The sequence below is a fragment of the Roseateles depolymerans genome, from assembly GCF_003387155.1.
Taxonomy (GTDB): domain Bacteria; phylum Pseudomonadota; class Gammaproteobacteria; order Burkholderiales; family Burkholderiaceae_C; genus Roseateles; species Roseateles depolymerans.
The window spans coordinates 546626-559793 of sequence record NZ_QUMT01000001.1; the positions used below are offsets into that span (position 1 = coordinate 546626).

A 13168-nucleotide genomic window follows, 5' to 3' on the forward strand; every position below is an offset into this window, starting at 1 on the left:
GACTGGTAGCGCACGGCGCTGGCGGTGTTGTGGATGTGGAGATCGTGATGACGAGTCCGTTGGTGAAGTCGGCGCGGGCCATTCCCGTCGCAGGGCGCGATGGCATGCTGATGAATCTGAGCGGTGCGCATGCGCCGTTCTTTACGCGCAATCTGCTCGTCCTGGAGGACAACGCGGGGCGCGTCGGCGTGGCAGAAGTGCCGGGTGGCGAATCGATTCGGAAGACGCTTGAAGAGGCGGGGCAGATGCTTGTTGGGCAGCCCGTGGCGCGGTGGAATGCATTGCTCGCGCAGGTGCGGGCTCGCTTTCAGAACCTTGATGCGGGTGGGCGGGGGCTTCAGACTTTTGATCTGCGCACCACCATTCATGTGCTGACCGCCGTCGAGTGCGCACTGCTGGATCTGCTCGGGCAACACCTCGGTGTGCCCGTCTGTGAGTTGCTCGGCGAAGGGCAGCAGCGCGAAGCCGTGCCCATGCTTGGCTATCTATTTTTTGTCGGGGATCGCACGCGGACGGGGCTGCCCTATCTCAATCCCGAGGACGAGCAGGGCAGCGATGCCTGGCTGTCTCAGCGACACCAGGTCGCCATGACGCCCGAGGCCATCGTCGCCCAGGCTGAAGCCGCGCAAGCCCGTTATGGGTTCAAAGACTTCAAGCTCAAGGGCGGCGTGCTCGCCGGAGAAGTCGAAGTCGAGGCCGTGCGCGCCCTCAAGGCCCGCTTCCCGGACGCCCGCATCACCCTCGATCCCAATGGCGGCTGGCTGCTCAAGGACGCCATCCGCCTCCTGCGCGATCTCGGCTCCGTCCTGGCCTACGCCGAAGACCCCTGCGGCGCGGAGGACGGTTTTTCTGGCCGCGAAATCATGGCCGAGTTCCGCCGCGCCACCGGCCTGCCCACCGCCACCAACATGGTCGCCACCGATTGGCGCCAATTCACCCATTCGCTGGCGCTGCAGTCCGTGGACATCCCGCTCGCCGATCCGCACTTCTGGACCATGTCCGGCGCCGTGCGCGTCGCCCAGGCCTGCCGCGACTTCGGCCTGACCTGGGGCTCCCATTCCAACAACCACTTCGACGTGTCGCTGGCGATGTTCACCCACGCCGCCGCCGCCGCGCCCGGTCGCCTCACCGCCATCGATACCCACTGGATCTGGCAGGACGGCCAGCACCTCACCAACAATCCGCTGCGCATCGTCGGCGGCGAAGTGGCCGTGCCCCGCACCCCAGGCCTCGGCGTGACCCTCGACATGGACGCCGTCGAAGCCGCGCATCAGCTCTACCTCCAGCACGGCCTCGGCGCCCGCGATGACGCCATCGCCATGCAGCACCTCATCCCCGGCTGGCGCTTCGATCCGAAACGGCCTTGCATGGTGCGCTGAACGCTCCGCACGCACCGGGCCGCCCGCAGCGGCAGCCCGGCCCCCGCTTGACCTGCATCCCACCGCCGACGGCGCGCTCCCTCCGAGAGTCCTGAAGGAGATCGCAAGATCCCGCCGCCCCGGTGACTGGCCTTCCACCCCCTTGGAGAGAGACATGTCCATGATCCGATTGAGCCGTCGCAGCGTCGCCGCTGCATCCACTGCCTCCGGTGCACTCGCCGGTCGCCCGCTGCTGCGCCTGCTGGCCACGGCCACCGCAGTCACCGCACTGAGCCTGGGCACCAGTGGCGCCTGGGCGCAGGCCTGGCCGACCAAGCCGGTGCGCATCATCGTGCCCTACACGCCTGGTGGCTCGTCGGACATCATTGCCCGGGCCATCCAGCCGATGCTGGCCGAGGCGCTGAAGCAGCCGATCATCATCGACAACAAGCCCGGCGCCAGCGGCAACCTGGGCGCTGATGCCGTGGCCAAGGCCACTGACGACCACACACTGCTGATGTGCGACGTCACCGCCCTGGCCATCAGTCCGTCCCTCTACACCAAGCTGGCGTTCGATCCTTCCAAGGACCTCAAGGGCGTTGCCATGCTGGCCTACAGCCCGCACATGCTGGTGGTGCATCCCTCTGTGCCCGCCAACAACCTCAAGGAGCTGGTGGCCCTGTCCAAGACCACCAAGATCGACTTCGCCGTCACCGCCATGGGCAGCGCGCCACATCTGGCCGGTTTCGCCGTCGCGGCGGCTACCGGCGCCAAGTGGGAATACATCCCCTACAAGGGCGGCTCGCAGGCGGTCACCGACACCATTGCCGGCCAGACCCAGGTGCTGATGAATGGCATGCTGGCCACGCTGCCATTTGTGCAGAACGGCAAGCTCAAGGTGCTGGGTGTGAGCAAGGCCACCCGCGTGCCTCTGCTGCCCAATGTGCCCACGATTGCCGAGCAGGGGGCACCGGGCTTCGAGTCCGGCACCTGGCAGGGCATCCTGGCGCCGACCAGCCTGCCACCTGCGGCGATGAACAAGCTCTCCGCCGAGCTGATCCGCATCATCCGCTCGCCCGATCTGCGCGCTCGCCTGGCCTCGCAAGGGGCCGAGGTCAACACGATGAACCCGACCGAGTTCAATGCCTTCTTTGCCAAGGAGCGCCAGAACTGGGCGGGTGTCGTGGCCAAGAGCGGCATCAAGCTGGACTGAGCGCCGCACTGCCCCCCGACTGTTTTCCAGGATCCAAGGAGCCTCCATGCCCACGCCCACCACGCCCTACAGCAGCTTCCCCAACACCTTCCGCCAGCGGCTGATCGCGGGGGAACCGCTCATTGGCTGCTGGTGCTCGCTGGCGAACCCGATCACCACCGAGGTGCTGGGCGTGGCTGGCTTCGACTGGCTGCTGCTGGACGGTGAACACTCGCCCAATGACGTCATCAGCTTCGTGCCGCAGCTCATGGCGCTCAAGGACAGTGTCAGCGCGCCGGTGGTGCGTCCGTCCAGCAACAACGTTGTCGAGATCAAGCGACTGCTGGATGCCGGCTTCTCCAACTTCCTCGTGCCTTTCGTCGAGACGGCGGACCAGGCCCGCATGGCGGTGGCGGCCACGCGTTATCCGCCGCAGGGCATCCGCGGCGTCTCGGTCTCGCAGCGCAACAACCGCTACGGCACCATCCCGGGCTACTTCCAGGGCGTGAACGAGCAGATCAGCGTCAGCCTGCAGATCGAAAGCCCGGCCGGTGTCGACGCCGTGGCCGAGATTGCGGCGGTGGAGGGCGTGGATGCCATCTTCATCGGCCCCTCGGACCTCGCCGCAGGTTATGGCCACCTGGGCAACCCGGGCCACCCGGACGTGCAGGCTGCCATGGCCAGCGTGTTCCAGACCGTCAAGGGCCTGGGCAAGGCGGTGGGCATCCTGGCGCCGGTGGAAGCCGATGCGCGCCGCTACATGGGCATGGGCGCCACCATGGTGGCCGTGGGCAGCGACCTGGGCGTCTTCCGCGGCGCCACGCAGGCCTTGCGCGACAAGTATCTGTAACCCGAGATTCCGAACCTGAGATCTGAAGGAGAAGTCATGAGCACCAACATCGGTTTCATTGGCCTGGGCATCATGGGCGCCCCCATGGCGCTGCGCCTGGCGCAGGGTGGCCACAGCCTGTTTGTCCACACCCGCAGCAAGGTGCCGGACGAGCTGGTGGCTGCGGGCGTCACCGTGCTGCCCAGCGCTGCCGAGGTGGCCCGCAAGGCCGACGTCATCTTCACCATGGTGCCGGACACGCCGGACGTCGAGCTGGTGCTGTTTGGTGCCAACGGCGTGGCGGAGGGCTTGTCCAAGGGCAAGACGGTGGTGGACATGAGCTCCATCTCGCCGATGGCCACCAAGGATTTCGCGGCGCGCATCGAAGCGCTGGGGGCCGACTGGCTGGACGCGCCGGTCTCCGGCGGCGAGGTGGGCGCCAAGGCGGGCACGCTCAGCATCATGGTGGGCGGCAAGCCCGAGACCTTCGAGCGCATCCAGCCGCTGTTCGCGCTCATGGGCAAGAACATCACGCTGGTGGGCGGTGCTGGTGCGGGCCAGACCACCAAGGTGGCCAACCAGATCATCGTTGCCCTGAACATCGCGGCCGTCAGCGAAGCCCTGGTCTTTGCGTCGAAGGCCGGTGCCGACCCGGCCAAGGTGCGTGAGGCCCTGATGGGCGGCTTTGCCTCCAGCCGCATCCTGGAAGTGCATGGGGAGCGCATGATCAAGCGCACCTTCAATCCCGGCTTCCGCATTGGCCTGCACCAAAAGGACCTGAACCTGGCTCTGCAGAGCGCCAAGGCCCTGAGCCTGTCCCTGCCCAACACAGCCAACACCGCGCAGCTCATGCAGGCCTGCGCGGCGCAGGGCTGGGACCAACTGGACCATTCCGCCCTGGTGCGCGCTGTTGAACTGTTGGCCAACCACGAACTGAGCTGACCGACCGCACCCGCCCCAAAGTCTCATGATGAGGCCTTGGGGCCTGACGGCTGGCTCACAGGCAGGACACCGATGCAAGCAGACACCGCTCTCCAAGACCCTCGCGCCTTCCTGCGCCACCTCTACCAGGTGGCGGTCGAGCGCGCCTTGCCTGGCAAGATTTTGGCGGGCCACCTTCCGAGGCCGCCCAAGGGCCGCACCCTGGTGCTGGGAGCGGGCAAGGCGGGCGGCTCCATGGCGCAGGCGCTGGAAGCGGCCTGGCCGGCCGACGCACCGCTGTCTGGCCTCGTCATCACCCGTTATGGCCACATCCCACCGGACTACCGTCCTCAGCGCCTGGAGCTTGTCGAAGCCTCGCACCCGGTCCCGGACGCCGCTGGCGAGCGCGCTGCAGCCCGCATGCTGGCCCTGGTCCAGGACACCCAACTCACCGCCGATGACCTTGTCATCTGCCTCATCTCTGGCGGCGGATCGGCCCTGCTGAGCCTGCCTGCTCCGGGCCTGACGCTGGCGGACAAGCAAGCGGTCAACCGTGCCTTGCTGGCCAGCGGCGCCCCGATCCAGGAGATGAACTGCGTCCGCAAGCACCTCTCTGCCATCAAGGGCGGCCGCCTTGCGGCGGCCTGCGCCCCGGCCCGCGTGCTGACGCTGATGATTTCCGACGTCCCGGGCGACGACCCTGCCATCATTGCCTCCGGCCCCACGGTGCCGGATGCCACCACCTGCGCGGACGCCCTGGACATCTGCCGCCGCTACGGCATTGAACTGCCCGCCACGGCCAGGCAGGCGCTTGAGCGTGGCGACTGGGAAACGCCCAAGCCCGGCGACCCGCGCTTCCACGGGCACGAACAGCACATCATTGCCGCGCCGCGCCAAAGCCTGGAAGCGGCGGCCGAGGCCGCGCGCCGCCTGGGACTGCCAGCCTATGTGCTCTCCGACGAAATCGAGGGAGAGTCCCGCGACGTAGGCCGTGTTCATGCGGCACTGGCTCGTGAGGTCGCACGCCACGGCCAACCCTTCCAGCGCCCCTGCGTGATCCTGTCCGGCGGCGAGACCACGGTCACGCTCAAGCCGAACCCGGGCCGTGGCGGCCGTGCCGGCGAATTCCTGCTGGGTTGCGTCCTGGCGCTCGGCGCCGAGCCGTCGATCTGGGGCCTTGCAGCCGACACCGATGGCATTGATGGTGTGGAAGACAACGCGGGCGGCTACATCACGCCGGACAGTTTGGCGCGAGCACAGGCGCTGGGCCTGAAGCCTGCGGAACTGCTGGCGGCCAACAATGGTTATGCGTTCTTTGAGGCATTGGGCGACCTGCTGATCACGGGCCCGACACAGACCAACGTCAATGACTTCCGCGCACTCCTGATTCGCTGACCGATTGAGCCGCGTCCCGACCGCCACACGGTGCTTGAATGTGGGGATGGTGGTGGCTTGCGAAGCGCCGCGTCGTCTTGATAGACACGGAGGCTGATCGCAAGGTTTTTGGTCTTGATGGTGAAGCAGGTTGTCCTGCCACGCGCGGCGCGTGATGGCGTGGCACGATGGCCGGCTTGACGAGAAACTCGATCGCAGTGCTTGATGGCAGGGCAGGGTCTCGGAAGGTGCCCGGGTCCGCACCTTCCAGCGGAGTGCACTGACCCCAGGGCTCTCGAGACCCTGCTCCCCCCAGAAAGAGCGCGCCACCGCCGTATCAACCCCAAGCCCCCCAAACGACGGCCCCGAGCCAGATCTTGACCTGACGCAAACCCGATCCCACTGCGACACGCGACAGTGCTGTTTTTCGGCTCTGACTTCTGCCCCGTGTCCGACCCCACTCCCTGGCTTGAAGATCCCGAGCGCGCTGCCCAGCCCGCGGCTGCTGCGCGCGGAACGCAGACTGCGTCGGTGCCGATGCCGCCCCCGCCGCCGGTTCCATCCGGTGCCTTACCCACCCCCGCCGTCCCGCTTCCTGCCGGCGAGACCATCGTCTCGTCCCCCTTGGCGGAACGCCTGATCGACTGGACGCCCCTCTTCAGCGGCCACGTCCTTGCCGACGACGCCCGGCAATTGCTCAACAGCTTGGTCGGCCTGCGCGCCTTCCGCCAGGGCGCTGCCATTTTCCGCCAGGGCCAGATGGCCACCCATCTCTACGCAGTCTGCCAGGGCACCGCCGGCCTCGGCCGAAACCGCCTGGGCCGTGCCGATGTCCTGATGCAGAGCTTCCAACTCCGCCGCCCCGTCTCCCCCGGCCAATGGCTGGACCTGCACACCGCCTGGCTGGGCCAGGCCCACGACCTGGACGCATGCGCCCTCACCACGCCCACGGTGGTGCTGGAATGGCCGCTCCACCTCGCCCGCGACTTCCTCGCCAGCCGCTGCGCCCCCGCCCTGTCCCTGCTGCAGGCCATGGCCGGCCAGGTGCGCCTGTGCAACAGCGACCTGCACGACGTCCTCTCCAAGGACGCCCTGCGCCGCGTCGCCGCTTGGCTCATGCGCTGCGCCGGCGCTCACACGGTCTTCCAGATGCAGGAGCGCAAACGCGATGTCGCCGCCCAACTCTCGGTCTCTCCCGAAACCTTCTCCCGCATGATGCGCCAGCTCGAAAAACGGGGCCTCGTCCAGGTCGACGGCTACCACATCACCCTCCTGGACCGGATCGCGCTTATACGCCTGACCGGCGACACATGACGCCCCTGTGAATGCCCCCACTCGCCATGAAACCGCTCCCCCGTGACGTCCGACCGCCCATCGCGATGCACGAGCATCCGGCCCCACCCCACGCTCATCCACCCCTAGCCGCCGCCCAAAGACCGGCATAGACTCAGGCGCCACGAGCAACCCTCCAGGGGCGGTCATGGCGATGAACTCCAGCGCGGAACGGTTCTTCAGTGGGCACGGCAACCTGCCGGTCATGCCCGAGGTCGGCAGACGATTGCTGCACAGCCTGGATGACGACAACGTCACCCTGCCTCAGATTGCGGACCTGATCAGCAAAGACTCCACCTTGTCCGCCAAGGTCCTGCGCCTGGCCAACTCGGCGCGCTACAGCCCCTCTCACACGATTGCCACCCTCCAGGACGCTGCCATGGCGCTCGGCCTGGAAACTCTGCGCAATTTGGCCATGGCCGCCAGCCTCTCCGGCAGCTTTCCGCAGGTCCAGGGCCTGGACCGCCAGCGCTTCTGGCGGCACAGCGTGCGCACGGCGGGCTACGCCAGACTCCTGTGCAAGCTCCTGCAAGGCGATGCTGATACCGCTTACCTGGCCGGCCTCATGCTTCGCACGGGACAACTGCTGATGGCCATGCGCGAGCCGGTGCAGATCGCGGAAGTGGAATCCCATGCCACGGAGCCGGGCAGCCGCTTCTCCCTGGAAATGCATCGCTTTGCCTGCACCCACGCCGACGTCACGGCGGCCCTGGCGCAGCATTGGCATTTTCCGATCGGCCTGGTGGAAGCCTTCAAGGACGCCAATGCGCCGCTGGAGATCCGGCCGTTCTCATTGCTGGCGGCGGTGCTGCACCTGGCCGAAGTCCTGGCCGATGCGGCGGACCAGCAGATCGACCCCGTCAAGGCGCTGCAGGTGGCGGTGCCCGAGCTGGTCGAACACCTGCATCTGGACCTGGATTTTCTGCGGTTGCGGCTGGATGGCGCCGGTGACCCCGGGCAGGATGTGGACCTGATGCTGCATTGAAGCCCGGCAAGCCGCGGCCTCAGACGCACGCTGCGACCGCTCCCTCCGCCAGGCTGGGAGCGGCTTCACGCGACCTGCACGCCGCGAACACGGCCTATACGACCAATACGCCCTATACGGCCGGAGCGCGCTGACTACCCCCCGCGGCCTGAGCGCCCTGGACGGCGTCCACCGCACGGAGCACCGCCTCCGCCGTCGCGGGCGCCCGCAGCGGCGGATCGCAACGCGCCGGCCCGGCGGCTGCCACCGCATCCTTGATCGCCAGCAGCACCGAGAACGGCAGCAGCAGCGGCGGCTCTCCCACTGCCTTGGAGCGATGGATGCTGTCCGCCCGATTCGGCGCATCAAACAGCGCCACCCGGAAATCCGCCGGCATGTCATTGGCCGTCGGAATCTTGTAGGTGCTGGGCGCATGCGTCAGCAGCAGCCCGGACTTCGGATGCCACACCAGCTCCTCGGTGGTCAGCCAGCCCTGGCCCTGCACGAACGCGCCTTCCACCTGCCCGATGTCCAGCGCCGGGTTCAGCGACTGGCCCACGTCGTGCAGCACATCGGCTCGCAGCACGCGGGACTCGCCGGTGAGGGTGTCCACGACCACCTCCGCCACGGCGGCGCCATAGGCAAAGTAGAAGAAAGGCTTGCCGGTCAGCGTCGTGCGATCCCAGTGCAGACCGGGCGTGGCGTAAAAGCCTTCGCTCCACAGCTGGATCCGCTCCAGATAGGCCTTGGCCACGAGCTCGGTGAAGGCGATGCGACGCGATGGGTCCGCCGAACCGGCCCCGGCCGCCACCCGCACCCAGCCCGCCTCGAACACCAGCGCCTCGACGTCGCAACCCAGCAGCCGCGCCGCCAGCGGCTCCAGCCGCTGCCGGATCTTGAGCGCCGCGTCCTGCGCCGCCTTGCCATTGAGGTCTGCGCCCGTGGAGGCGGCCGTGGCCGACGTATTGGCCACCTTGCTGGTGTCGGTGGCGCTGGTCCGCACCCGCGACAGCGGCACGCCCAGCGCCTGCGCCACCACCTGGGCCACCTTGGTGTTGAGCCCTTGGCCCATCTCGGTGCCGCCGTGGTTCACCAGCACCGAGCCATCGGTGTAGACGTGCACCAGCGCGCCGGCCTGGTTGAGGTGCACCACGTTGAAGGAGATGCCGAATTTCAGCGGCGTCAGCGCCAGACCGCGCTTGAGCACCGGACTGCCGGCGTTGAACGCATCGATCTCCTGGCGGCGCGCGTGATAGTCGCTCGTGGCCACCAGCCGGTCGGTCAGCGGCTGCAGCAGGTTGTCTTCCACCGGCTGGCCGTAGGGCGTCACGTCGCACCCGTCCCGATAGAAATTGCGCTGCCGCACCAGCAGCGGGTCCAGCCCCAGCCGCCGGGCGACGCTGTCCAGGATCATCTCGATCGCCAGTGCCCCTTGCGGTCCGCCAAAACCCCGGAAGGCCGTGTTGCTCTGCGTGTTCGTGCGGGCGCAGTAGCCATGCATGCTGACGTTGGGCAGCCAGTAGGCATTGTCGAAGTGGCACAGCGCGCGGGTCATCACCGGCGCAGACAGGTCGGCACTGTGGCCGCAGTTGGAGATCAGGTCGATGTCCGCGGCCAGCAGATGACCCTGGTCATCAAAGCCGACCGTCCAGCGGTAGTCGAAGCCGTGACGACGGCCGGTCACCAGGAAGTCGTCATCGCGGTCCACCCGCAGTTTCACCGGCGCCCGCAAGCGGGCCGCCGCCACGGCAGCGATGCAGGCAAACAGCGCGGACTGCGATTCCTTGCCGCCAAACCCCCCGCCCATGCGGCGGCACTGCACCGTCACCTGATGGGCCAGCCCGCCCAGCGCATGGGCCACCAGGGCCTGCATCTCCGAAGGATGCTGGGTGGAGCAATGCACCAGCAGCCCTTGGTCTTCCTGGGGCAGGGCATAACTGATCTGGCCTTCCAGATAGAACTGCTCCTGCCCGCCGACGGACCATTCACCGTCCAGCCGGTGCGGCGCCTGGGCGAGCGCGGTGGCCGCGTCACCGCGCTTTAGGTGCATCGGCGGCACCACGTACTGGCCCAGCGCATGGGCCTCGCGGGCCGTCAGCACGGGCGGCAGGGGCTCGGCCTGGATGGCGGTGCGGGCCAGCGCGGCGGCACGGCGGGCCAGTTCTCGGTCGGTGGCGATCACGGCAAACACAGGCTGGCCCAGATAGCGCAGCTCCCCGTCGGCCAGCAGCGGGTCGTCATGCAGCAGCGGGCCGCAGTTGTTCTCCCCGGGCAGGTCGGCGGCGGTGATCACGTCCACCACGCCGGGCTGGCGGCGCAGCAGCGCCACATCGATGGACTGCAAGCGGCCATGCGCCATTGGCGACAGGCCCAGCGCCGCATGCAGGGTGCCGCGGACTTCGGCGATGTCGTCGGTGTAGACCGCCTCGCCGCTCACATGCAGGTGGGCCGACTCATGGGCACGGCTCACGCCCACCTGGGGCTGCGGGTCGAGGACCGGCAGGGGGAGGTCCAGCGGCTTGTTCATGGCTGAACTCCGGGGGTGTTGGGCGTTGGGCGCGCTGGGGAGGCGTGGGCCCCCAGGCGCCAGACACTGACTGCCTGCGGGGCGAGCGGTGCGTCGTCCCGCGTTTCCAGCCAGAAGCGTCGCAGCAGGTTGGCGGCCACCCGCAGCCGATAGTCGGCGCTGGCCCGCAGATCGGTCAGCGGCTGGAAGTCCTGGGACAGGGCCTGCGCGGCCGCAGCGACGGTGGTCTCGGTCCAGGGCTGGCCCAGCATCGCGGCTTCCGCGGCGGCGGCGCGTTTCACGATGGCCGCCATGCCGCCGAAGACCAGGCGGGCCTGCTCGACCCGGCCTTGATCGACCCGCACCGACAGCACGGCGCACAGCGCGGAGATGTCGCTGTCGTAGCGCTTGGAAATCTTGTAGGCCCGCAGGCGGCGAGCCGTGGTGGGGGAGGCCAGCGGCACCTCCAGCGCCTCCAGGAACTCGCCGGCCTCCATGGCGTTCTTCATGTAGTCCAGATAGAACGACGCCAACGGCATCCGTCGCTGACGCTCGCCGCGACGCAGCACCACCTCCGCGTCCAGTGCCATCAAGGCCGGCGCCCCGTCCCCGATCGGTGATCCGTTGGCGATGTTCCCCCCGAGGGTGCCGGCATGCCGCACCGGCGGCGAGGCAAAGCGCAGCCACAACTCCCGCAGCTCCGGCACCTCGGCCACGAGCGCCGCCCAGGCGTCTTCCAGCGCCACGCCGGCACCGATCCGCAGCAGGCCGTTGTCCCTGGAGATTTGATTCAACGCCGCCACCCGGCCCAGCAGGATCACCTCCCCCAGGTCCCGATGCTGCTTGTTGACCCACAGGCCCACGTCGGTGGCGCCGGCCACCAGTCGTGCCTTGGGCTGTGCCTCGTACAGCGCCGCCAGCGACTGGATCGACTGCGGCGCATGAACCCGCTGCGCGCCACCGTCGCGCGCGGGGCTTTCATAGGTCAAGGGGGCGTCGGCAGCGAGTGTTTGCAAAGCCTGGACCAGCGGTGCGCGGTCCAGCCGCCGCACCGGCAGGTCGAACATGCGCTCACCCGCGTCCAGCAGCGGCCGATAGCCGGTGCAGCGGCACAGGTTGCCTGACAGGTCATCTGCCAACTGCTGCCGGCTGGGCCGTGTGCCGTCGTCCTGGTGCCGCTCATACAGCGTCTGGAGCGTCATCGCAAACCCAGGCGTGCAGAAGCCGCATTGCGAGGCATGGCAGGACACCAGCGCCTGCTGCACCGGATTCAGGTCCCGGCTGCTGCCCAGGTCTTCCACCGTCAGCAGCGCCTTGCCGTCCAGCATGGGGAGGAACTGGATGCAGGCATTCACATTGCGCAGCGCCACGGCCTGCCCATCGGCGGCCAGCTCGCCCACCATCACGGTACAGGCGCCGCAGTCGCCCTCGGCGCAGCCTTCCTTGGTGCCGCACTGATGCGCCTGCTCCCGCAGGTACTGCAGCACCGTGGTGGTGGGCTGCAGCCCGGACACCGACCGGATGGCTCCGCGGTGGAAAAAACGAATGGGGCGGGCGGCTGTCATGCGGGCAAGGGTAAGGGCGCAATGGGTCACCCGAACGGTACTCCTTCGATGGCGGAATGGTTATAGGATCTGCCGCATGGTGAGTATGCGGAATTCAATATGACGGCGCTGCTGGATTTCGACAAGATCGAGCTCCAACTGGTGCGGGTCCTGCAAACCTTGATCGTCGAACGGAGTGTCTCCAAAGCCGCCTTGCGGCTGGGCAGCACGCAGCCCGCGATAAGCGAGAAGCTGCGGCGCCTGCGTGCGCTCACGGGCGACCCGCTGCTGGTGCGCAGTGGCGCGGGCATGACGCCCACCACCGTTGCGCTGGAGCTGCTGGCGCCCGCCGAACGCCTGCTGCGGGAAGCGGACCAGCTCTTTGGCACCCGGCTTCGCCGCGGCGGATTCGACCCCGCCACCGCCGAGCTGCGCTTTCGCATCGCCGCCAGCGACTACCTGGACCCGCTGTTCCTGCCGGAGCTGGTGACCCGCCTGCAGCGCCAGGCCCCTGGCGTGCAACTGGACCTGCACCCGCTCACCGCCGACTATGACTACCGCGCCGCCCTGGCCCGGGGCGAGGTGGACCTGGTGATCGGCAACTGGCTGGAACCGCCGGGTGAGCTGCACATGGGCCGCTTGCTGACGGACGAGGTGGTCTGCCTGGTCAGCCAGCAGCATCCGGCCGCCCGCATGAGTGCCCGCGCCTGGACGCAGCAGCGCTACCTGGACTGCCAGCATCTGGCGCCCATGCCGCTGAGCCCGGGCCAGTCGGGGGTGATCGAGCAGCATCTGCTGTCGCTGGGGCTGGAGCGCCGGATTGCCGTGCGCGGGGCCCACTTCGGCCAGTTGCCGCAGATGGTGGCGCGCAGCTTGCTGGTGCTCACCACCGGCCGCCTGTTCTGCCGTCGTTATCTGGACCAGTTGCCCGTCACCATCCTGCGCTGCCCGGTTGCTTTTCCGCCCATGACCTACTACCAGCTCTGGCATGACCTCAGCCACCACAGTGCCCCGCTGCGGTGGCTGCGGGAGCAGGTGCGGGAGGTGGCCAAGGAATTGGTCAAGCCCGTTTGATTCCGCGGTTGCGCCCAGTCTTGGTTCCCCATCCTCGCGCCGCCCCATCTCTTCCCGTCCTGTCCCGCTTGCCG

General features: G+C 68.2%; 10 protein-coding genes. 8 read left to right on the forward strand and 2 right to left on the reverse strand.

All coding sequences use genetic code 11. The features are described from left to right. Positions 1 to 47: 47 nt before the first annotated feature. The 7 genes from DES44_RS02320 (at position 48) to DES44_RS02350 (ending at position 7991) form a co-directional block, all read left to right on the forward strand. Positions 48 to 1379, forward strand: a complete 1332-nt coding sequence (locus tag DES44_RS02320) for an enolase C-terminal domain-like protein (protein ID WP_198164813.1) — start codon at positions 48 to 50, stop codon at positions 1377 to 1379. Between the two features lie 154 nt (positions 1380 to 1533). After that, positions 1534 to 2571, forward strand: a complete 1038-nt coding sequence (locus DES44_RS02325) for a Bug family tripartite tricarboxylate transporter substrate binding protein (RefSeq protein ID WP_083525812.1) — start codon at positions 1534 to 1536, stop codon at positions 2569 to 2571. Positions 2572 to 2617: 46 nt separating this feature from the next. Then, positions 2618 to 3400 carry a 2-dehydro-3-deoxyglucarate aldolase gene (gene garL, locus DES44_RS02330; protein ID WP_058936390.1) on the forward strand — a complete coding sequence of 261 codons (783 nt, stop codon included), beginning with the start codon at positions 2618 to 2620 and terminating at the stop codon, positions 3398 to 3400. 36 nt (positions 3401 to 3436) lie between these two features. Beyond that, positions 3437 to 4321 (forward strand): 2-hydroxy-3-oxopropionate reductase, encoded by an 885-nt coding sequence (gene glxR, locus DES44_RS02335; RefSeq protein WP_058936389.1) that lies wholly within the window; start codon positions 3437 to 3439, stop codon positions 4319 to 4321. A gap of 72 nt (positions 4322 to 4393) precedes the next feature. Then, positions 4394 to 5695: a glycerate kinase type-2 family protein gene (locus tag DES44_RS02340; protein WP_058936388.1), complete on the forward strand. Its 1302-nt coding sequence runs from the start codon at positions 4394 to 4396 to the stop codon at positions 5693 to 5695. Between the two features lie 426 nt (positions 5696 to 6121). Next, complete coding sequence (locus DES44_RS02345; protein WP_147306914.1) at positions 6122 to 6988, forward strand: Crp/Fnr family transcriptional regulator; 867 nt, start codon at positions 6122 to 6124, stop codon at positions 6986 to 6988. 166 nt (positions 6989 to 7154) lie between these two features. Continuing rightward, positions 7155 to 7991 (forward strand): HDOD domain-containing protein, encoded by an 837-nt coding sequence (locus DES44_RS02350; protein ID WP_058936386.1) that lies wholly within the window; start codon positions 7155 to 7157, stop codon positions 7989 to 7991. 112 nt (positions 7992 to 8103) lie between these two features. Here the strand turns inward: DES44_RS02350 and xdhB are convergent, their stop codons facing one another. Next, positions 8104 to 10497, reverse strand: a complete 2394-nt coding sequence (xdhB, locus tag DES44_RS02355; protein ID WP_058936385.1) for a xanthine dehydrogenase molybdopterin binding subunit — start codon at positions 10495 to 10497, stop codon at positions 8104 to 8106. Further along, positions 10494 to 12041 (reverse strand): xanthine dehydrogenase small subunit, encoded by a 1548-nt coding sequence (gene xdhA, locus DES44_RS02360; protein ID WP_058936384.1) that lies wholly within the window; start codon positions 12039 to 12041, stop codon positions 10494 to 10496. The genes xdhB and xdhA overlap by 4 nt, the downstream gene beginning before the upstream one ends. Before the next feature lie 99 nt (positions 12042 to 12140). On the opposite strand from xdhA, the gene DES44_RS02365 reads away from it, so the two are divergent. Continuing rightward, positions 12141 to 13094 (forward strand): LysR family transcriptional regulator, encoded by a 954-nt coding sequence (locus tag DES44_RS02365; protein ID WP_058936383.1) that lies wholly within the window; start codon positions 12141 to 12143, stop codon positions 13092 to 13094. Positions 13095 to 13168: the final 74 nt, after the last annotated feature.

Bases quoted from the DNA above. Each gene is read 5' to 3' on its own strand.
- xdhA (WP_058936384.1), bottom strand. From the start codon at position 12,041: ATGACAGCCGCCCGCCCCATTCGTTTTTTCCACCGCGGAGCCATCCGG.
- xdhB (WP_058936385.1), bottom strand. From the start codon at position 10,497: ATGAACAAGCCGCTGGACCTCCCCCTGCCGGTCCTCGACCCGCAGCCC.
- DES44_RS02350 (WP_058936386.1), top strand. From the start codon at position 7,155: ATGGCGATGAACTCCAGCGCGGAACGGTTCTTCAGTGGGCACGGCAAC.
- garL (WP_058936390.1), top strand. From the start codon at position 2,618: ATGCCCACGCCCACCACGCCCTACAGCAGCTTCCCCAACACCTTCCGC.
- DES44_RS02365 (WP_058936383.1), top strand. From the start codon at position 12,141: ATGACGGCGCTGCTGGATTTCGACAAGATCGAGCTCCAACTGGTGCGG.
- DES44_RS02320 (WP_198164813.1), top strand. From the start codon at position 48: ATGACGAGTCCGTTGGTGAAGTCGGCGCGGGCCATTCCCGTCGCAGGG.
- DES44_RS02325 (WP_083525812.1), top strand. From the start codon at position 1,534: ATGTCCATGATCCGATTGAGCCGTCGCAGCGTCGCCGCTGCATCCACT.
- glxR (WP_058936389.1), top strand. From the start codon at position 3,437: ATGAGCACCAACATCGGTTTCATTGGCCTGGGCATCATGGGCGCCCCC.
- DES44_RS02340 (WP_058936388.1), top strand. From the start codon at position 4,394: ATGCAAGCAGACACCGCTCTCCAAGACCCTCGCGCCTTCCTGCGCCAC.